Annotated in this window: 17 protein-coding genes, 4 tRNA genes and 1 riboswitch; of the genes, 16 read left to right on the top strand and 5 right to left on the bottom strand. The window is 58.1% G+C overall.

Translation table 11 applies throughout. From position 1 onward, the window contains the following. The first annotated feature begins 122 nt into the window (after positions 1-122). The 6 genes from aruF (at position 123) to astE (ending at position 6,542) form a co-directional block, all read left to right on the top strand. Positions 123-1,142 carry an arginine/ornithine succinyltransferase subunit alpha gene (aruF, locus tag EJA72_RS18330; RefSeq protein ID WP_157712820.1) on the top strand — a complete coding sequence of 340 codons (1,020 nt, stop codon included), beginning with the start codon at positions 123-125 and terminating at the stop codon, positions 1,140-1,142. A 69-nt stretch (positions 1,143-1,211) separates the two neighbouring features. Continuing rightward, complete coding sequence (gene astA / locus EJA72_RS18325; RefSeq protein ID WP_157712819.1) at positions 1,212-2,237, top strand: arginine N-succinyltransferase; 1,026 nt, start codon at positions 1,212-1,214, stop codon at positions 2,235-2,237. Then, complete coding sequence (gene astD / locus EJA72_RS18320) at positions 2,234-3,703, top strand: succinylglutamate-semialdehyde dehydrogenase (protein WP_178129427.1); 1,470 nt, start codon at positions 2,234-2,236, stop codon at positions 3,701-3,703. Before astA ends, astD begins: the two co-directional genes overlap by 4 nt. A gap of 162 nt (positions 3,704-3,865) precedes the next feature. Next, positions 3,866-5,212 (top strand): N-succinylarginine dihydrolase, encoded by a 1,347-nt coding sequence (gene astB / locus EJA72_RS18315; RefSeq protein ID WP_157712817.1) that lies wholly within the window; start codon positions 3,866-3,868, stop codon positions 5,210-5,212. Positions 5,213-5,231: 19 nt separating this feature from the next. Next, complete coding sequence (locus EJA72_RS18310) at positions 5,232-5,519, top strand: hypothetical protein (protein WP_008033108.1); 288 nt, start codon at positions 5,232-5,234, stop codon at positions 5,517-5,519. A 12-nt stretch (positions 5,520-5,531) separates the two neighbouring features. Then, complete coding sequence (gene astE, locus EJA72_RS18305) at positions 5,532-6,542, top strand: succinylglutamate desuccinylase (protein ID WP_157712816.1); 1,011 nt, start codon at positions 5,532-5,534, stop codon at positions 6,540-6,542. Positions 6,543-6,692: 150 nt separating this feature from the next. Here astE and EJA72_RS18300 read toward each other — a convergent pair whose 3' ends face one another. Next, positions 6,693-7,202 carry a 6,7-dimethyl-8-ribityllumazine synthase gene (locus tag EJA72_RS18300; protein ID WP_157712815.1) on the bottom strand — a complete coding sequence of 170 codons (510 nt, stop codon included), beginning with the start codon at positions 7,200-7,202 and terminating at the stop codon, positions 6,693-6,695. 102 nt (positions 7,203-7,304) lie between these two features. Continuing rightward, positions 7,305-7,475: riboswitch (FMN riboswitch) on the bottom strand. Between the two features lie 197 nt (positions 7,476-7,672). Between EJA72_RS18300 and ltaE the strand changes: the two genes are divergently transcribed. From ltaE to EJA72_RS18265, 7 genes are all read left to right on the top strand, one after another. After that, positions 7,673-8,677: a low-specificity L-threonine aldolase gene (gene ltaE, locus EJA72_RS18295; RefSeq protein ID WP_157712814.1), complete on the top strand. Its 1,005-nt coding sequence runs from the start codon at positions 7,673-7,675 to the stop codon at positions 8,675-8,677. A gap of 146 nt (positions 8,678-8,823) precedes the next feature. After that, positions 8,824-11,448 carry an alanine--tRNA ligase gene (alaS, locus tag EJA72_RS18290; RefSeq protein WP_157712813.1) on the top strand — a complete coding sequence of 875 codons (2,625 nt, stop codon included), beginning with the start codon at positions 8,824-8,826 and terminating at the stop codon, positions 11,446-11,448. A gap of 91 nt (positions 11,449-11,539) precedes the next feature. Then, positions 11,540-12,781 carry an aspartate kinase gene (locus EJA72_RS18285; protein ID WP_157712812.1) on the top strand — a complete coding sequence of 414 codons (1,242 nt, stop codon included), beginning with the start codon at positions 11,540-11,542 and terminating at the stop codon, positions 12,779-12,781. Positions 12,782-12,968: 187 nt separating this feature from the next. Beyond that, complete coding sequence (gene csrA / locus EJA72_RS18280; protein ID WP_002554426.1) at positions 12,969-13,157, top strand: carbon storage regulator CsrA; 189 nt, start codon at positions 12,969-12,971, stop codon at positions 13,155-13,157. A gap of 62 nt (positions 13,158-13,219) precedes the next feature. After that, positions 13,220-13,310: transfer RNA gene (locus tag EJA72_RS18275), tRNA-Ser, on the top strand. Between the two features lie 107 nt (positions 13,311-13,417). Continuing rightward, a tRNA-Arg gene (locus tag EJA72_RS18270) sits at positions 13,418-13,494 on the top strand. Between the two features lie 72 nt (positions 13,495-13,566). After that, positions 13,567-13,643, top strand: a tRNA-Arg gene (locus EJA72_RS18265). A gap of 19 nt (positions 13,644-13,662) precedes the next feature. On the opposite strand, the gene EJA72_RS18260 is transcribed toward EJA72_RS18265, so the two are convergent. Beyond that, positions 13,663-14,181 (bottom strand): cell envelope protein SmpA, encoded by a 519-nt coding sequence (locus EJA72_RS18260; RefSeq protein ID WP_157712811.1) that lies wholly within the window; start codon positions 14,179-14,181, stop codon positions 13,663-13,665. Between the two features lie 320 nt (positions 14,182-14,501). On the opposite strand from EJA72_RS18260, the gene mgtE reads away from it, so the two are divergent. Next, positions 14,502-15,944 carry a magnesium transporter gene (mgtE, locus tag EJA72_RS18255; RefSeq protein WP_157712810.1) on the top strand — a complete coding sequence of 481 codons (1,443 nt, stop codon included), beginning with the start codon at positions 14,502-14,504 and terminating at the stop codon, positions 15,942-15,944. 98 nt (positions 15,945-16,042) lie between these two features. Here the strand turns inward: mgtE and EJA72_RS18250 are convergent, their stop codons facing one another. Beyond that, entirely contained in the window at positions 16,043-16,369 is a 327-nt protein-coding gene (locus EJA72_RS18250; RefSeq protein ID WP_157712809.1) for an Arc family DNA-binding protein, read from the bottom strand. 389 nt (positions 16,370-16,758) lie between these two features. Between EJA72_RS18250 and phnN the strand changes: the two genes are divergently transcribed. Beyond that, positions 16,759-17,331 (top strand): phosphonate metabolism protein/1,5-bisphosphokinase (PRPP-forming) PhnN, encoded by a 573-nt coding sequence (gene phnN, locus EJA72_RS18245; protein ID WP_157712821.1) that lies wholly within the window; start codon positions 16,759-16,761, stop codon positions 17,329-17,331. Here the strand turns inward: phnN and EJA72_RS18240 are convergent. Together EJA72_RS18240 and EJA72_RS18235 are read right to left on the bottom strand one after the other, a co-directional pair. Further along, positions 17,306-17,485, bottom strand: a complete 180-nt coding sequence (locus tag EJA72_RS18240) for a PA3371 family protein (protein WP_157712808.1) — start codon at positions 17,483-17,485, stop codon at positions 17,306-17,308. The two genes, phnN and EJA72_RS18240, sit on opposite strands and share 26 nt — an antisense overlap. A gap of 22 nt (positions 17,486-17,507) precedes the next feature. Further along, the gene (locus EJA72_RS18235) at positions 17,508-17,729 is read right to left on the bottom strand and encodes a hypothetical protein (RefSeq protein WP_157712807.1); all 222 of its coding nucleotides are present in this window, start codon (positions 17,727-17,729) and stop codon (positions 17,508-17,510) included. Between the two features lie 292 nt (positions 17,730-18,021). On the opposite strand from EJA72_RS18235, the gene EJA72_RS18230 reads away from it, so the two are divergent. Next, positions 18,022-18,098 (top strand) — tRNA-Arg (locus tag EJA72_RS18230). Positions 18,099-18,652 lie beyond the last annotated feature (554 nt).

The following is an 18,652-nucleotide window of genomic DNA, read 5'->3' as shown; positions in this document are numbered from 1 at the left end:
CGAGCTTGCTCGCGATGGAGTGTCAGTCGACACCAATGTGACTGACCCACCATCGCGAGCAAGCTCGCTCCTACAAGGGCCCGGCTTATTTTCCTCAAAGAGTTTTAGAAAGGAGTGACACCATGCTGGTGATGCGCCCCGCGCAAATGGCTGATCTGGGCGAGGTACAGCGTCTGGCTGCGGACAGCCCGATTGGTGTCACTTCCTTGCCGGATGACGTTGAACGCCTGAGCGACAAGATCGCCGCGAGCGAAGCCTCGTTCGCCGCCGAAGTCAGCTTCAACGGCGAAGAGAGCTATTTCTTCGTCCTCGAAGACACCGCCACCGGCAAACTGGCCGGTTGCTCGGCCATTGTTGCGTCAGCCGGTTATTCGGAGCCGTTCTACAGCTTCCGTAATGAAACCTTCGTGCACGCCTCCCGCGAGCTGAAGATTCATAACAAGATTCACGTGCTCTCCCAGTGCCACGACCTGACCGGCAACAGCTTGCTGACCAGCTTCTATGTGCAGCGCGAGCTGGTGGGTTCGCCTTGGGCGGAACTCAACTCCCGTGGTCGCCTGTTGTTCGTGGCCAGCCATCCGGAGCGCTTTGCCGATTCCGTGGTGACCGAGATCGTCGGGTACAGCGATGAAAATGGCGACTCGCCGTTCTGGGATGCCATCGGTCGCAACTTCTTCGACCTCAACTACGCCGAAGCCGAGCGCTTGTGCGGCCTGAAAAGCCGGACCTTCCTGGCGGAGCTGATGCCGCATTACCCGATCTACGTGCCACTGCTGCCGGACTCTGCTCAAGAAGCGATGGGCCAGGTGCATCCGCGCGCGCAGATCACGTTCGACATCCTGATGCGCGAAGGCTTCGAGACCGATCACTACATCGACATCTTCGACGGCGGCCCGACCTTGCACGCCCGCGTCTCGGGGATCCGCTCGATCGCGCAAAGCCGTGTGGTGCCGGTGAAAATCGGCGACGCGGTCAAAGGCGTCGGTCGTCAGTACCTGGTGGCCAATGCCCAGTTGCAGGATTACCGCGCCGTGTTGCTCGAGCTCGATTACGCGCCGGGCAAACCCGTGACCCTGGACCTGGAAGCGGCCGAAGCCCTGGGCGTCGGTGAAGGTGCGAGCGTGCGCCTGGTAGCGGTTTAACCACTGCTTTTATTGCCTGAAAGCAGAGAGTTTCGCGGGTGGCGCAAGCGGCCCGTTTGAGGAGATAGCATGATCGTTCGTCCCGTACGCAGCAGCGATTTACCCGCTCTGATCGACCTGGCCCGCAGCACCGGCACCGGCCTGACCACCTTGCCGGCCAACGAAGAGCGCTTGGCCCATCGAGTCGGCTGGGCCGAGAAGACCTTTCGCGGCGAAGCCGGGCGGGGCGATGCGGACTACCTGTTCGTGCTCGAAGACGACAATGGCCGTGTGGTGGGCATTTCTGCCATTGCCGGTGCTGTTGGCTTGCGTGAGCCTTGGTACAACTTCCGGGTCGGCCTGACCGTCAGCGCCTCGCAAGAGCTGAACATCTACCGCGAGATTCCGACGCTGTTCCTGGCCAACGACCTGACCGGCAACTCTGAATTGTGCTCGTTGTTCCTGCACGCCGATTACCGCAGCGGCCTCAACGGTCGCATGCTGGCCAAGGCGCGGATGCTGTTCATCGCCGAGTTCCCGCAGCTGTTCGGCAACAAGATCATCGCCGAAATGCGTGGCGTGTCCGACGAAGCCGGGCGTTCGCCATTCTGGGAAAGCCTCGGTCGGCACTTCTTCAAGATGGAATTCAGCCAGGCCGACTACCTGACGGGCGTTGGCAACAAGGCGTTCATCGCCGAACTGATGCCGAAATTCCCGCTGTACACCTGCTTCCTGTCGCCGGACGCACGCAACGTCATCGGCCAGGTTCACCCGGACACCGAACCGGCGCTGGCCATGCTCAAGAGCGAAGGGTTCAGCTATCAAGGCTACGTCGACATCTTCGACGCCGGGCCGGCAGTCGAGTGCGAAACCAGCAAGATCCGCGCGGTCCGCGACAGCCAGGCACTGGTGCTGGCCATCGGCACGCCGGGTGACGACGCCACGCCATTCCTGATTCACAACCGCAAGCGCGAAGACTGCCGGATGACTGCTGCACCCGCCCGTTTCGCCGCCGGTACTTTGGTGGTTGACCCGCTGACCGCCAAACGTCTTCAACTCAACGCCGGTGATCAAGTGCGCGCCGTTCCGTTGTCTGCTGCTCGGGAGTCGAAATAATGAATTCGCTATACATCGCAGGTGAATGGCTGGCCGGCCAGGGTGAGGCGTTCCAGTCGCTGAACCCGGTGAGCCAGCAAGTGCTGTGGACCGGACAAGGCGCCACCGCCGCTCAAGTTGAATCGGCCGTGCAAGCGGCGCGTCAGGCATTCCCGGGCTGGGCCCGTCGTACCCTGGACGAGCGCATCAGCGTGTTGGAGGCTTTTGCCGCCGCGCTGAAAAATCACGCTGACGAACTGGCTCGCTGCATCGGTGAGGAAACCGGCAAGCCGCTGTGGGAATCCGCGACCGAAGTCACCAGCATGGTCAACAAGATCGCGATTTCCGTGCAGAGCTACCGCGAACGCACCGGCGAGAAGAGCGGCCCGCTGGGCGACGCTACCGCCGTACTGCGCCATAAGCCCCACGGTGTGGTGGCGGTATTCGGTCCTTACAATTTCCCGGGTCACTTGCCGAACGGTCACATCGTGCCGGCGCTGCTGGCCGGTAACAGCGTGCTGTTCAAGCCAAGCGAACTGACCCCGAAAGTCGCCGAGCTGACGGTCAAGTGCTGGATCGAAGCTGGTTTGCCAGCCGGCGTACTGAACCTGCTGCAAGGCGCTCGCGAAACCGGTATCGCCCTGGCGGCGAACCCTGGTATCGACGGATTGTTCTTCACCGGCTCCAGCCGCACCGGCAATCATCTGCACCAGCAATTCGCCGGTCGTCCAGACAAGATCCTGGCGCTGGAGATGGGTGGCAATAACCCGCTGGTGGTCGATGAGGTGGCGGATCTTGATGCCGCCGTTTACACCATCATCCAGTCGGCGTTCATTTCTGCCGGTCAGCGTTGCACTTGCGCGCGGCGCTTGCTGGTGCCGCAAGGTGCCTGGGGCGACACGCTGCTGGCACGCCTGGTGGCGGTCAGCTCGACCATCGAGGTCGGCGCTTTCGACCAGCAACCGGCGCCGTTCATGGGCTCGGTGATTTCCCTCGGTGCTGCCAAGGCCTTGATGGACGCACAGGAACATTTGCTGGCCAACGGCGCGGTTGCGCTGCTGGAAATGACTCAACCCCAGGCGCAAGCGGCCTTGTTGACCCCTGGCATCCTGGACGTGACCGCGGTGGCCGATCGTCCAGACGAGGAACTGTTCGGTCCGCTGCTGCAGGTGATCCGCTACGCTGATTTTGAAGCGGCCATCGCCGAAGCCAACGACACCGATTACGGCCTGGCGGCCGGCCTGCTGTCGGATTCCGAAGCGCGTTATCAGCAGTTCTGGCTGGAAAGCCGTGCCGGTATCGTCAACTGGAACAAGCAGCTGACCGGTGCAGCGAGCAGTGCTCCGTTCGGCGGCGTCGGGGCCTCGGGCAACCACCGCGCCAGCGCCTACTACGCCGCAGATTATTGCGCGTACCCAGTGGCCTCGCTGGAAACCCCGAGCCTGACCTTGCCAGCGGCCCTCACGCCCGGCGTGAAAATGGCGTGATGCCCATCGCCAGCAGGCTGGCTCCCACAGGTTCGGTGGCGCTCACACATTTTGTGTACGACGCAATCACTGTGGGAGCCAGCCTGCTGGCGATAGTCGCGACTCGGTCTTACTGAACAGTTACTGATGCCTATAACAACAGATTCTCGTGGAGCCTCGCTGATGAAATCCTATGAAGTCAATTTTGACGGTCTAGTGGGGCCGACCCATAACTACGGCGGCTTGTCCTACGGCAACGTCGCCTCCCAGAGCAACAGCCAGCAATCCTCGAACCCGAAGGAAGCCGCGCTGCAAGGCCTGGCAAAAATGAAAGCGCTGATGGAAATGGGCTTTCAGCAAGGCGTTCTCGCCCCACAGGAACGCCCTGACGTCGCCGCCCTGCGTCGCCTGGGTTTCAGCGGCACCGATGCGCAAGTGATCGAACAAGCCGCCAAAGACGCAATGCCATTGCTGGTTGCCAGTTGCTCGGCGTCGAGCATGTGGGTGGCCAACGCCGCCACGGTCAGCCCGAGCGCTGACACCGCCGACGGTCGCGTGCATTTCACCGCCGCCAACCTCAACTGCAAATACCACCGCAGCATCGAACACCCGACCACCAGTCGCGTGCTCGGGGCCATGTTCGCCGACCAGAAACACTTCGCTCACCACGCGGCTTTGCCGGCCGTGGCGCAGTTCGGTGATGAAGGCGCGGCCAACCACACCCGGTTCTGCCGTGAGTACGGCGAGGCTGGCGTCGAGTTTTTCGTGTTCGGTCGCAGTGCGTTCGATACCCGCTACCCGGCCCCGCAGAAGTACCCGGCGCGTCAGACCCTTGAAGCCTCGCAAGCCGTTGCTCGCCTGCATGGCTTGAGCGATGACGGCGTTGTCTACGCTCAGCAGAATCCGTCGGTGATCGATCAGGGCGTGTTCCACAATGACGTGATCGCGGTGGGTAATGGCGAGGTGCTGTTCTATCACGAGGACGCGTTCCTCGACACCGAGCAGATGCTGGCCGAACTGCAAGCCAAGCTCGCCAAGGTCGGTGGCAAGTTTCAGTCGGTCTGCGTACCCCGTTCGGCAGTCACCGTCGAAGACGCCGTTCGTTCCTACCTGTTCAACAGCCAATTGCTGACCCGTCCTGACGGTTCGATGCTGTTGATCGTGCCGGAAGAGTGCCGTGGCAATGAGCGTGTCTGGCAATACCTGCAAGGCCTGACCAGCTCGGGCGGCCTGATTCGCGAAGTCAAGGTGTTCGATCTGAAACAGAGCATGCAGAACGGCGGTGGGCCAGCGTGCCTGCGCTTGCGCGTCGCTTTGAATGAAACCGAACTGGCGGCCGTCAACCCAGGGGTTATCATGACCGCACCGTTGTACGGCACGCTGACCGAATGGGTCGACAAGCACTACCGCGACCGCATGACCGAAAACGATCTCGCGGACCCGCAATTGCTGCTTGAGTGCCGGACGGCACTGGATGAACTGACGCAAATCCTTAAACTGGGCGCGGTTTATCCTTTCCAGATCAATTGAACGTCGAGAGCGTAAAAACATGAGCGATACCCTGCAGCTGATCCTTGAAGACACCGACGGCACGCAACTGGAAACTTCCTGCACCCGCGTCGCCGTCATTTGGCAAGGCAAAGAGCTGTGGATTCAGCATGACGGCCGTGGCCAATTGCTGATCGGCGTGGACGTCGAAGAAGGTGATGCGGAATACGCCAACCTGCTATTGCGCCCATTGGCAACTAATCTGGTAAGTCTGCAACTGGAAATGGAACCGGCTGAAGTCGGCGACGAAGACCACGTGCACGGCCCGGATTGCGCACACGACCACTAAGGAAACCGCTCTATGCTCGCCCTCGGCAAACTGCTTGAACTGACCCTCGCCGGCCGTGAACCGGCGGAGAAGACTCAACTGACTGTCGAAGGCGTGCGGATGCGCTGGTTGAGCGAAGGTGCGCTGGAAGTCCGGCCACCTGAAGCTCGCGACAATGGCCTGGACCTGCTGCTGTCGGCCGGTATCCATGGCAACGAAACAGCGCCGATCGAACTGCTCGATCGCCTGTTGCATGACATCGCTCGCGGCGACCTCAAGCCGCGCGCCCGTATTCTTTTCCTGTTCGGCAACCCCGACGCCATTCGTCGCGGCGAGCGTTTCGTCGAACAAGACGTCAATCGGCTGTTCAACGGCCGCCACGAACAAAGCAGTGGTTCAGAAGCGCTGCGTGCTTGTGAGCTGGAGCGGCTGGCGGCGAGTTTCTTCAGCCTGCCGGACCGCGAGCGCCTGCACTACGACCTGCACACAGCGATTCGCGGATCGAAGATCGAGCAATTCGCACTGTATCCCTGGAAAGAAGGTCGTCAGCATTCCCGTCAGGAACTGGCGCGCCTGCGTGCCGCCGGTATGGAAGCGGTGCTGTTGCAGAACAAACCGTCGATTGTGTTCAGCTCCTACACGTACGACAAACTGGGCGCTGAGTCCTTCACCCTGGAGTTGGGCAAGGCTCGGCCATTCGGACAGAACGCCGGGGTCAATGTCGAACTGCTGGAAACCCGTCTCAAACAGATCATCGAAGGCAATGAGCCTGAGTTGACTGAAGAGGCGCTGGACGGTCTGCAGCTGTTCAGCGTGGCACGGGAAATCATCAAGCACAGCGATAGCTTCCGCCTGAACCTGCCGGCGGACATCGAGAACTTTTCGGAGTTGGAAGTGGGTTATCTGCTGGCCGAGGACATCGCCCAGACCCGCTGGATCATCGAGGAAGAGGGCGCGCGCATTATCTTCCCGAACCCAAAAGTCAAGAACGGCCTGCGCGCCGGCATCCTGATCGTGCCGGCCACCGACGAAAACCTGGCCTGAGCACCACACATATCCCCCCTGTAGGAGCGAGCTCGCTCGCGATGAACCTGAGAACGCCGCGGGGAGCCAGGCTTCCCGCATAATCGTTGACGACCATCGTCGGAGCGCCGCCCGGAGCAAGCTCGCTCCTACAGTAGTGGGCTTCGGTGCTTAGACGGCTATCGCACGCGGCTCGGTGCGACGCAACGCACGAATCTTGTGCAGCGTATCCGCGCAAGTCTTCGCTGCTTCCTGGCCTTTGTGCAAGAAATGCTCGAAGAAGAACTTTTGATGTTCTTCACCGGCATGGAAGTGGTGCGGGGTCAGGGACACCGAAAACACCGGCACTTCGGTTTCCAGTTGAACCTGCATCAGGCCGCTGACCACAGACTGGGCGACGAAATCGTGACGGTAGATGCCGCCGTCCACCACCAGGGCTGCTGCAACGATACCGGCATAACGGCCGGTCTTGGCCAACAACTTGGCGTGCAAGGGCATTTCAAAGGCACCGCCGACTTCGAAGAAGTCGATATCGGATTCCTGATAACCCTGGGCAATCATTTCGGCAAGAAAGCCCTTACGGCTTTGATCGACGATTTCTTTGTGCCAGCAGGCCTGGATGAACGCAACGCGCTCGCCCTGATGGTTTTTGCTTTTGCTATCGATTGCGGTGGGTTGCATGTTCTGATTCCTGTTTATGTATAAAACAGGGCATATGAATCGAATGGGATTTAAGGGTACGCACGCTCGCACGAGTGCCTGCGGACGGCCCTTTTGTGCCAATCCCGTTCTCTCTTCATCCGGACTATGACCGTCGGCCCCGGGATCACACCGGGTCTGCTGACCTTGCCGCGCTGCACGACTGTTGCCGTGCTGCCGCCAAGCGCTCGCGGGCTATGCGCATTGCGCGCAATTACCGCCGGTGGGGAGTTGCGCCCCGCCCTGAGAACGTTTTGCCGACAGATTGTCTGGCGGCGCAGCGTTTTTAACACATATTTCCGAGCGGCGCATCGCTGCTTTTTGATGATTGATATCGAGTTTTCCGACGTCTTTATCAGCAATTTCCTTGCCCAAGGGTTGATTATTCGTCCTCGTGACCGCAGTAATTCCTACCTGAAAGGGATTTCCCCCTGCATACCGAGGCCAGATTCATGAGCGTTATCGATCTTCGCAGCGACACCGTCACCCAACCCTCCGCCGGGATGCTCGACGCAATGGCCAAGGCGGCCACCGGTGATGACGTTTACGGCGAGGATCCGACGGTCAATCACCTGGAAGACGAGCTGGCGCAACGGCTGGGTTTTGCTGCTGCGCTCTTTGTCCCGACGGGCACCATGAGCAATCTGCTGGGATTGATGGCCCACTGCGAACGCGGTGAGGAGTACATCGTCGGTCAGCAGGCCCACACCTATAAGTACGAAGGTGGCGGTGCGGCGGTGCTCGGTTCGATCCAGCCTCAACCGCTGGAAGTGCAAGCCGATGGGTCGCTGGACCTGGCGCAGGTCGCCGCCGCCATCAAACCGGACGACTTCCACTTCGCCCGCACCCGCCTGCTGGCGTTGGAAAACACCATGCAGGGCAAGGTGCTGCCGCTGGAATATCTGGCCAAGGCACGCAGTTTTACCCGCGAACACGGGTTGCAACTGCACCTGGACGGCGCGCGGCTGTATAACGCCGCCGTCAAGCTGGGTGTCGATGCGCGTGAAATCACTCAGCATTTCGATTCCGTATCGGTCTGCCTGTCCAAAGGGTTGGGCGCGCCTATCGGGTCGGTACTCTGTGGTTCCGTGGAGTTGATCGGCAAGGCGCGACGCCTGCGCAAAATGGTCGGCGGCGGCATGCGTCAGGCCGGTATTCTGGCGGCGGCGGGTTTGTATGCCCTGGACAACAACGTCCAACGCCTGGCCGACGACCATGCCAATGCCCAGCTTCTGGCCGAAGGCTTGCGCGCGGCGGGTTTTGACGTCGAGCCCGTGCAAACCAACATGGTGTACGTGGCGATGGGCGACCGGGCCGAGGCTATCAAGGCCTTCGCCGCTGAGCGCGGGATCAAGTTGAGCGCCGCCGCACGCTTGCGCATGGTCACGCACATGGACGTCAGTCGTGCGCAAATCGAGCAAGTCGTCGCGACATTCGTCGAGTTTTCTCGTAACTGATAACGTTAGCGGTCCAATTGACCGTTTCTATCGTATAAACACGCTGTACCCCGCGCGCAGGGCCGATATAATGCGGCCCTTTGCCGTCGCTTCGTCTGTTGACGTTTCGCACAGGCCTTTGGCCGCAGCCTCCGTGGAAGAACCTAATGAAAAGCGCAGAAATCCGTGAAGCCTTCCTTCGCTTCTTCGAAGAGCAAGGCCACACCCGTGTAGCCTCCAGCTCTTTGATTCCGGGCAACGACCCAACCCTGCTGTTCACTAACGCGGGGATGAACCAGTTCAAGGACTGCTTCCTGGGCCAGGAAAAGCGCGCGTACACCCGCGCCGTCAGCAGCCAGAAATGCGTGCGCGCCGGTGGCAAGCACAACGACCTGGAAAACGTCGGTTATACCGCTCGTCACCACACCTTCTTCGAAATGCTGGGTAACTTCAGCTTCGGCGATTACTTCAAGCGTGACGCGATCACTTACGCCTGGAACTTCCTGACCTCCGAGCAGTGGCTGAACCTGCCGAAAGAAAAGCTCTGGGTCACCGTCTACGCCAGCGATGACGAGGCGTACGACATCTGGACCAAGGAAATCGGGGTTCCGGCCGAGCGCATGGTACGCATTGGCGACAACAAAGGTGCGCCATACGCCTCCGACAACTTCTGGACCATGGGCGATACCGGCCCGTGCGGTCCTTGCACCGAGATTTTCTACGATCACGGCGCCGACATCTGGGGTGGCCCACCGGGCTCGCCGGAAGAAGACGGCGACCGCTACATCGAAATCTGGAACAACGTGTTCATGCAGTTCAACCGCACCGCCGATGGCGTGTTGCACCCGCTGCCAGCACCGTCGGTCGACACCGGCATGGGCCTGGAGCGGATCAGTGCCGTGCTGCAGCACGTTCACTCGAACTATGAAATCGACCTGTTCCAGAGCCTGCTGAGCGCATCGGCCAAGGCCATCGGTTGCACCAACGACGCTCAGGCTTCCCTGAAAGTCGTGGCAGACCACATTCGTTCTTGCGGCTTCCTGATTGCCGACGGCGTGTTGCCGTCCAACGAAGGTCGCGGCTACGTGCTGCGCCGGATCATCCGCCGCGCTTGCCGTCACGGCAACAAACTGGGCGCCAAGGGCAGCTTCTTCTATCAGATCGTTGGGGCCTTGGTCGCCGAGATGGGCGAAGCCTTCCCTGAGCTGAAATCCCAGCAGGCGCACATTGAGCGCGTCCTCAAGGCCGAAGAAGAGCAGTTCGCCAAGACCCTGGAACAGGGCCTGAAGATCCTCGAGCAGGATCTGGCCGAGCTCAAAGGTGACGTGGTACCGGGCGACGTGGTGTTCAAACTCTACGACACCTACGGTTTCCCGATGGACCTGACCGGCGACATCGCTCGCGAGCGCAGCCTGACCATCGACGAAGAAGGCTTCGAGCGCGAAATGGAAGCCCAGCGCGTCCGTGCCCGTTCCGCCAGCTCCTTCGGCATGGACTACAACAGCCTGGTCAAGGTTGATGTGGCTACTGAATTCACCGGTTACCAGGCGACCAGCGGTTCGGCGAAAATCGTGGCGCTCTATAAAGACGGGCAATCGGTTGACGTATTGAGTGAAGGCGAAGAGGGCGTGGTCATCTTGAACCAGACGCCTTTCTACGCTGAATCCGGCGGCCAGATCGGCGACTGCGGTTATCTGCAGGCGGGTTCTGCACGTTTCGACGTCCGTGACACCACCAAGACCGGCGGCGCGTTCCTGCACCACGGCGTGTTGGCGTCGGGCAGCCTGACCATCGGTTCGCCAGTTGAAGCCCACGTTGAAGCTGACGTGCGTCACGCGACCTCGCTGAACCACTCGGCAACGCATTTGCTGCACGCTGCATTGCGCCAGGTGCTGGGCGACCACGTTCAGCAGAAAGGCTCGTTGGTTGACAGTCAGCGCCTGCGCTTTGACTTCAGCCACTTCGAAGCGATCAAGCCTGAGCAGTTGAAAGCGCTGGAAGACATCGTCAACGCCGAGATTCGCAAGAACTCCGCCGTTGAAACCGAAGAAACCGACATCGAAACTGCCAAGCAAAAAGGCGCCATGGCGCTGTTCGGCGAGAAATATGGCGACAACGTACGCGTACTGAGCATGGGCGGTGATTTCTCCGTCGAGCTGTGCGGTGGCATCCACGCCAACCGTACCGGCGACATCGGCCTGCTGAAAATCATCAGCGAAGGCGGTGTGGCCTCTGGCGTTCGTCGTATCGAAGCGGTCACCGGCGCTGCTGCGCTGGCATACTTGAACGCTGCCGAAGAACAACTCAAGGAAGCGGCCAACCTGGTCAAGGGCAGCCGCGACAACCTGATCGACAAGCTGTCGGCTGTGCTGGAGCGCAACCGTCTGCTGGAAAAGCAACTCGAGCAGTTGCAGGCCAAGGCTGCCAGCGCGGCGGGCGACGATCTGTCGGCTTCCGCGGTGGATGTCAAAGGCGTGAAAGTGCTGGCCGTGCGTCTGGACGGTCAGGATGGCAAGGCGCTGCTGGCGCTGGTCGATCAGCTGAAAAACAAACTCGGCCGCGCAGTGATCCTGCTCGGCAGTGTCCATGAGGAAAAGGTCGTTCTGGTTGCAGGCGTAACCAAAGACCTGACTGGCCAACTCAAAGCCGGTGATTTGATGAAACAAGCCGCTGCGGCAGTGGGCGGGAAGGGCGGTGGTCGTCCAGACATGGCGCAGGGCGGCGGTACCGACGCCGGCGCACTGGATGCGGCACTGGCGCTGACCGTTCCGTTTGTAGAGCAGGGTTTATAAGGCAGTGTTGGCGGCCCGCAGTCTAGTGGCGGGCCGGCATGCTGTTTGAGTGATTATTTGGGCGCCCTTCATGGGCAGAGGCGGCTTTGAAATGGCTTTGATCGTACAGAAATTTGGAGGCACCTCGGTCGGCACTGTCGAGAGAATCGAGCAGGTCGCCGACAAGGTTAAGAAATTCCGCGAAGCCGGCGATGACCTGGTGGTTGTGCTGTCTGCAATGAGCGGCGAAACCAACCGTCTGATCGATCTGGCCAAGAAAATCAGTGGCGACGACCAACCGGTTCCGCGTGAGCTGGACGTGATTGTCTCCACCGGTGAGCAGGTGACGATTGCACTGTTGGCCATGGCGCTGATCAAGCGCGGCGTGCCAGCGGTGTCCTACACCGGCAATCAGGTGCGGATCCTGACGGACAGCGCGCACAATAAAGCGCGTATCTTGCAGATTGATGACCAGAAGATTCGCGGTGACCTGAAAGCCGGTCGCGTAGTGGTTGTCGCCGGCTTCCAGGGCGTCGACGAGCACGGCAACATCACCACGCTTGGTCGTGGCGGTTCCGACACCACCGGTGTGGCGCTGGCGGCAGCCCTGAAGGCTGACGAATGCCAGATCTACACCGACGTCGACGGTGTCTACACCACCGACCCGCGCGTTGTCTCCGTGGCCCAGCGCCTGGACAAGATTACCTTTGAAGAGATGCTGGAAATGGCCAGCCTCGGTTCCAAGGTGTTGCAGATCCGTGCGGTGGAATTCGCCGGCAAGTACAACGTTCCGCTGCGCGTACTGCACAGCTTCAAGGAGGGTCCGGGCACCCTCATTACTATTGATGAAGAGGAAACCATGGAACAGCCGATCATTTCCGGCATCGCTTTCAACCGCGATGAGGCCAAGCTGACCATCCGTGGCGTGCCAGACACCCCGGGCGTTGCATTCAAGATTCTCGGCCCGATCAGCGCCGCGAACATCGAAGTCGACATGATCGTGCAGAACGTTGCGCACGATAACACCACCGACTTCACCTTCACCGTGCACCGCAACGACTACCAGGCGGCGCAAACCGTGCTGGAAAAGACCGCTGCCGAGATTGGAGCCCGTGAAGTCATCGGGGACACCAAGATCGCCAAGGTGTCGATCGTCGGTGTTGGCATGCGCTCCCACGCAGGCGTTGCCAGCCGCATGTTCGAAGCACTGGCGAAGGAAAGCATCAACATCCAGATGATCTCGACTTCGGAAATCAAAGTCTCCGTAGTGATCGAAGAGAAGTACCTGGAACTGGCTGTGCGCTCCCTGCACACAGCTTTCGAACTGGACGCGCCGGCCCGTCAGGGCGAGTGATGCGTTTGCCAAAAGGCGCGGTCTGACCGCGCCTTTTGTTTTTTTGAATGGCGCGACCCAGGAACTGTTCTTTTGCTCGCGCTGGTCAATACTCAGGCATGTAGGGCTACGACCGCTCGGGTTGTAGGTCGAGTGCCTTTTTTTTGCAGACTGTTGTCCCTGAAATGAAATGCGTGAGGAGAAAGGTATGCTGATTCTGACTCGTCGGTGCGCAGAAAGCCTGATTATTGGTGATGGCGAAATCACTGTGACCGTGCTCGGCGTCAAAGGAAATCAAGTGCGTATCGGTGTCAACGCCCCGAAAGAGGTGGCTGTGCATCGTGAGGAAATCTACCTGCGTATAAAGAAAGAGAAGGACGAAGAACCAAGCCATTAATTTTTATCGTTTTTTATGTTTGCAAACGGGGAAAAGGTTGGTTAAGATACGCCCCGTGTTGCGGAGAGCTGGCCGAGTGGCCGAAGGCGCTCCCCTGCTAAGGGAGTACACCTCACAAGGGTGTCGGGGGTTCGAATCCCCCGTTCTCCGCCATTATTTGCGTAGTACGTTGTAATCTGGCTTCTTCGGTAAGTTGTTGAAATTACTAGAAAAAGTGTTTGACATAGAGATTAGACGGCCTATAATGCGCGGCAACAAATGCACTCGTAGCTCAGCTGGATAGAGTACTCGGCTACGAACCGAGCGGTCACAGGTTCGAATCCTGTCGAGTGCACCATTTAAGAGTTGTTTGCAGTGATGCGAGCGACTTTGCTTCAGCCAGTTGTGGTCTGGTTTAAAAACACAAAATGCACTCGTAGCTCAGCTGGATAGAGTACTCGGCTACGAACCGAGCGGTCACAGGTTCGAATCCTGTCGAGTGCACCAAATACCAAAAAGCCCGCATTTAATGCGGGCTTTTTGCCGTCTGGGATTTGGCGTTTCCTTTCGTGCATCCTCTCTCATCGAACTCGACCTGTGCACTACGACCTCGCTTGGTGTCGTATCGATAGCTCGTGGCCGAATTGCGAATACTGATCTTGTCTGGCTTGCCCAAAGCGCTCTCGACGTCCTGCTGGCTCATGCCGGCGACTATGCGTTGATTGATGATGGCTTCGCGGCGTTCCCGGGCGCTGATCAGGTTTCCGCATTTGTCCTCGCTCTGACCGACCACAGTCGGCTCTCGCCTTTTGGTTTTCGTGGCTGATGTGCCACGAATGTCGGCTTCCGGAATCAGGGCTGTCGTAGTGCCTGGTGTGAGCGTGCGCACCTCCTGAAGCGAAAGGCTTTCTCCGGTGGAGCAGCCCAGCGTGGTGAACCTAACGCGCCCGTCGATCGCTTCGCATCGTTGGATGGTCGTGGCAAGCGCCCAGGATGGCGAGCAGAGCAGGGCTATCAGCAAAATGAAAGGTGTCTTCGATGGCATTCGGCGTCCTCCATGACGGTTCATCCGAAGAGTAGCGCGTACATTTTTCGACTGCGGTGTGTTTTCTTTTCAGGATGAGTCGTCGCATTTTCATGGATCAGGACAGGGCTCAGGTTTGTCTTGCAACCGCTTGTTTCAGCCACGATTTTTTAACATTAAAAAACGCTAGCCGGTGTATCATTGCGCCCGTCAGCCCCGCCGGGGCTTGTGGAATACCTCCATGGACTTACCCAGTAGTTACTCAGTACCCCGTTTTTCCAATCATGAATTGACTGATTGATCCTTCCGGCGTGCCCCGCTGCTGGGAGTGGAGTTCGCCTATGTCTGAAGTTGAAGTAAAGAAAACGCAAGAAAGCCTGCAGGACCGCCTCGCTCAAGTGATTGAGCTGTTGCAGCGTCAGCGGGTGGTCGAAGACCTGACTCATCGCCAGGAAGGTCCGCATCACGACCGGGTCGAGAACCTGGTTCACCGGCAAAACCTCGTCGAGCTGCAACGCAAGCTCGATGACCTGCACTCTGCCGACGTCGCCTATATCCTTGAAGCCCTCCCGCTGGATGACCGTCTGACGCTCTGGCAGTTGGTCAAGGCTGATCGCGACGGCGATATTCTTCTCGAAGTATCTGACTCGGTTCGTGAAACGCTGATCGCCGACATGGACGATCACGAGCTCCTGGCTGCGGCCAAGGACATGGATGCCGACGAACTCGCTGACCTGGCCTCTGAGCTGCCGCGAGACGTTGTCCACGAGTTGATGGAAACCCTCGATGGTCAGCAGCGTGAGCGCGTGCGTTCTGCCCTGTCTTATGACGAGGAGCAGGTCGGTGCGCTGATGGACTTCGAGATGGTGACGATCCGCGAGGATGTCAGCCTTGAAGTGGTACTGCGTTATCTGCGTCGCTTGAAAGAATTGCCCGGTCATACTGACAAATTATTTGTGGTCGATTACGACGGCGTGCTCAAGGGCGTTTTGCCGATCAAGCGTTTGCTGGTCAATGATCCGGAAAAACAGGTTTCGGAAGTCATGGCAAGCGATCCGGTGAGTTTTCACCCGGATGAGGATGCCTATGACGCTGCTCAGGCGTTCGAGCGTTATGACTTGATCTCGGCCCCTGTGGTCGACAAAAACGGCAAGTTGATCGGCCGTCTGACCATCGATGAAATGGTCGACCTGATTCGTGAAGAGAGCGAAAACGAAGTTCTCAACATGGCGGGTCTGCGGGAAGAAGAGGACATTTTCGCTTCAGTCTGGAAGTCCCTGCGCAACCGCTGGGCCTGGCTGGCGGTAAACCTGATTACTGCGTTTATCGCGTCGCGAGTGATTGGCCTGTTTGAGGGCTCTATCGAGAAGTTGGTGGCGCTCGCGGCATTGATGCCGATAGTGGCGGGGATTGGCGGCAACTCGGGTAACCAGACCATTACCATGATCGTTCGGGCGATGGCGCTGGACCAGGTAAGCACGGGTAATACGTCACGCTTGATGCGTAAGGAGCTGGCGGTAGGTCTTATAAATGGCCTGGTATGGGGTGGGGTGATCGGTGTCGTTGCCTACCTGCTTTACGGTAGCTGGTCTCTGGGGGTGGTGATGACCGCCGCCATGACGCTCAACCTTCTGCTTGCGGCGTTGATGGGGGTTCTGATTCCTATGACCTTGGCGCGCCTTGGCCGTGATCCTGCAATGGGCGCCAGTGTGATGATCACCGCCATGACCGACAGTGGTGGTTTTTTCATATTCCTCGGGTTGGCGACTATCTTTCTGCTTTGATCTGTTTTTATCGAAACCCGCCAATCGGCGGGTTTTTTTTGCCCGAATTTCAGGCAAAAAAAAGCCAGCGATTAAGCTGGCTTGGGATGTCGCGTGAATCAGGTCGGGTCTGCGGCCATTTCGGCGTCATGGGCAATCAGCGAAACAAGAGCGTTTTGCTGACGATGGGAAAGTTGGCGGAAGCGTTGCAGTAATTCTCGTTCGTGCAATGACAGTTCAGGGCTGTCCAGGCGCATGCTCAGCTCTTCTCCCAGTGCGCCTTCTTGAATCAGGCTCTGTTCAAGGCGCGCGATGATTTCGGAGTTCATGCTGCGATGATGATTGCGAGCCACCTCGGCAATGCGTTCACGCATTCCGTCTGGCAGACGTACGACGAACTTGTCAGCCGTACGGCTGGAATAAATTGCCTGTTTCAATGGGCGCATATATTTAACCGGTTAGTTCAGGGGAGCGGTTCTCGGGATTGGCCGCAGGATGTCTGATAGGACAAGCGCTCTGGCCAAATGTTCAACCTGAATTGATAGAGGCTCGCATCATGCCTCAAAGTAGCCAGATCATTGGCGTCAATTCTGTGACAAATATTGAACTGGATAAAGGCGTTATGCCAGCACCAATTATCAGAAATGCGGACTGGTTTGAAAACCTTGCCTTGGTCCGTATCGCTGATCGCATCGCTCGCCCCAACAGGTGCTGCCTGTGCAGACATGAAGGTGCATGCTATGCGGATTCGACCAATGTTCCCTGCCTCTACAACAGGATAGTGGCAAATGGCCGATTTACTAGGGGCGGATGTTGGGTGGAGGGCGGATTCAGGATGGATGGCAAGCTGATTTTTTTGATGGGGCCTTCCGGATCCGGCAAGGACAGTCTTATCGACGCCGCTAGAGGACAATTGGAAGTGCTTAATTGCGTCGTTGTGCGCAGAGTTATCACCCGGTCGGCCGAGGCAGTGGGCGAGGATGCTATTGGTATCTCCAGGGAGGAATTCGAGCAGCGCGAGCGTGAGGGGGGCTTTGCTCTGTCATGGCGCGCTAATGGACTTGGTTATGGCATTCCAATTGAAATTGACTCCTGGCTGAAAGAAGGCAGGCATGTGCTGGTCAACGGCTCACGAGGGCATTTTGCGGAGGCAGTAGCTCGATATCACGATCTGCTGGCGGTGCTGTTGTCGGTCGAAAATGACGTACTGCGAAAACGTCTTGAGTTACGAGGGCGGGAAAATCATGCGGAGATTGAGGCAAGGCTTCTTCGCAATGATTTGTTCACGGCAGATGCTTCAATCGAGGGTATGAAGGTTTACCGACTCGACAACTCGGGTGATCTCGCTGAAACGGTTGGTAATCTGTTGAAGTGGCTGCGGGTCAGCGTAGTACCGGGTCGAATTTGATCCTGCGGCCTGCGATTAGCGCTAGTACGAATAACCCACCGAATACGCAGCAAGCGATTAGGGGGAGGGTGCTAATCGCTTCCTTGTCCATGGATAGGTGAACAATGCCGCACAGTAAGGCGAGTACAAAAAATCCAGCGGCTGATTTGGACATGCTGCGCTCCTAATGAGATGTATCAAAATACCAGGCGTTCTGATGTTTGAGGTGACGGTGACTGGTCATCATGACTGACAAAAGCGTGCTGATCATTCATAACTGCCAGCTGAGGGGCTCTTTGTAGCTGGAGATAATGGGGCATGCGTTGGGCGACCGGCTCTGCTCCGTGCTCGGGGGCAAAATGAAAGCCCAGCAAAATCGCCAGTGCAATCGCGTTTGCGAGTAAAAGGGCGTTATTCATCAGAGCAGGCCTCTGTTGTTCTTTCAAACCAGCAGAAGCAGCCCTTGTGCCAAGAGTTTACCGGCTATTATTTGCTTGAAAAACAATAAGTTAAGCTGTGTGGCTGAACGCCTGGCGTTGCATTTTGCAATGACAGCTTTTTCAGGGCGTGCAATTTGCACGATAATCGCGATCGTGTGGGTAGTAGGGCGTCTGCCTACACTTAATAGCGTAACGGACGACATGACAAACGCGGGGCTGGCCGTTAACATGCACGCCGTCTATTGTTTTGCCTTTCTGGCTGGCAACGTATGTCTCAGTAGCTCAATTGGATAGAGCATCCCCCTCCTAAGGGGAAGGTTGGCAGTTCGAACCTGCCCTGGGACACCATTCTCTTTGATTCCTCAAGTATTCGATGCCTTCACTTGATCCCGGTCGGGGTGTGGTGGGGTGCGGTCATTCCCGTTAGCAAAGCCCTTTTTCGACTAGCGTCTTGCTAGCCAGGCGCTGCATCAGTTTTCGTCTATATAGGCAGTAATTTTAGGGGTTGGAAGAGAAAGGCAAAATCAGTGCTTGACGGCAGATTCCAGATGTCTATAATTCGCCCCACTTCCGGCGCAGTCGAAACGGAAAACTCCTTGGCAAACAACGAGTTACGCAGTTTTCGACAGTGAGTTGCTTCAGGTCATCGAAGCCGAAAGGGAGTTGAAAAAGAGGTGTTGACAGCAGCGTGTAACGCTGTAGAATTCGCCTCCCGCTGACGAGAGATCGAAAGCGCAAGTGGTTGAAGTTGCAAAGGAAACTTTGAAAACTTCGGAAAATAACCGCTTGACAGCAACAGAGGCTGCTGTAGAATGCGCGCCTCGGTTGAGACGAAAGATCTTAACCAACCGCTCTTTAACAACTGAATCAAGCAATTCGTGTGGGTGCTTGTGGAGTCAGAC

It is taken from the genome of Pseudomonas sp. PB120 (assembly GCF_009761815.1).
Classification (GTDB): domain Bacteria; phylum Pseudomonadota; class Gammaproteobacteria; order Pseudomonadales; family Pseudomonadaceae; genus Aquipseudomonas.
This window is presented reverse-complemented; position numbering and strand designations above follow the sequence as displayed.

Bases quoted from the DNA above. Each gene is read 5' to 3' on its own strand.
- EJA72_RS18235 (WP_157712807.1), bottom strand. From the start codon at position 17,729: ATGAATAACGCCCTTTTACTCGCAAACGCGATTGCACTGGCGATTTTG.
- ltaE (WP_157712814.1), top strand. From the start codon at position 7,673: ATGAGCGTTATCGATCTTCGCAGCGACACCGTCACCCAACCCTCCGCC.
- phnN (WP_157712821.1), top strand. From the start codon at position 16,759: ATGGATGGCAAGCTGATTTTTTTGATGGGGCCTTCCGGATCCGGCAAG.
- EJA72_RS18260 (WP_157712811.1), bottom strand. From the start codon at position 14,181: ATGCCATCGAAGACACCTTTCATTTTGCTGATAGCCCTGCTCTGCTCG.
- EJA72_RS18300 (WP_157712815.1), bottom strand. From the start codon at position 7,202: ATGCAACCCACCGCAATCGATAGCAAAAGCAAAAACCATCAGGGCGAG.
- aruF (WP_157712820.1), top strand. From the start codon at position 123: ATGCTGGTGATGCGCCCCGCGCAAATGGCTGATCTGGGCGAGGTACAG.
- EJA72_RS18285 (WP_157712812.1), top strand. From the start codon at position 11,540: ATGGCTTTGATCGTACAGAAATTTGGAGGCACCTCGGTCGGCACTGTC.
- mgtE (WP_157712810.1), top strand. From the start codon at position 14,502: ATGTCTGAAGTTGAAGTAAAGAAAACGCAAGAAAGCCTGCAGGACCGC.
- csrA (WP_002554426.1), top strand. From the start codon at position 12,969: ATGCTGATTCTGACTCGTCGGTGCGCAGAAAGCCTGATTATTGGTGAT.
- astB (WP_157712817.1), top strand. From the start codon at position 3,866: ATGAAATCCTATGAAGTCAATTTTGACGGTCTAGTGGGGCCGACCCAT.
- astA (WP_157712819.1), top strand. From the start codon at position 1,212: ATGATCGTTCGTCCCGTACGCAGCAGCGATTTACCCGCTCTGATCGAC.
- alaS (WP_157712813.1), top strand. From the start codon at position 8,824: ATGAAAAGCGCAGAAATCCGTGAAGCCTTCCTTCGCTTCTTCGAAGAG.
- astE (WP_157712816.1), top strand. From the start codon at position 5,532: ATGCTCGCCCTCGGCAAACTGCTTGAACTGACCCTCGCCGGCCGTGAA.
- EJA72_RS18310 (WP_008033108.1), top strand. From the start codon at position 5,232: ATGAGCGATACCCTGCAGCTGATCCTTGAAGACACCGACGGCACGCAA.
- EJA72_RS18240 (WP_157712808.1), bottom strand. From the start codon at position 17,485: ATGTCCAAATCAGCCGCTGGATTTTTTGTACTCGCCTTACTGTGCGGC.
- EJA72_RS18250 (WP_157712809.1), bottom strand. From the start codon at position 16,369: ATGCGCCCATTGAAACAGGCAATTTATTCCAGCCGTACGGCTGACAAG.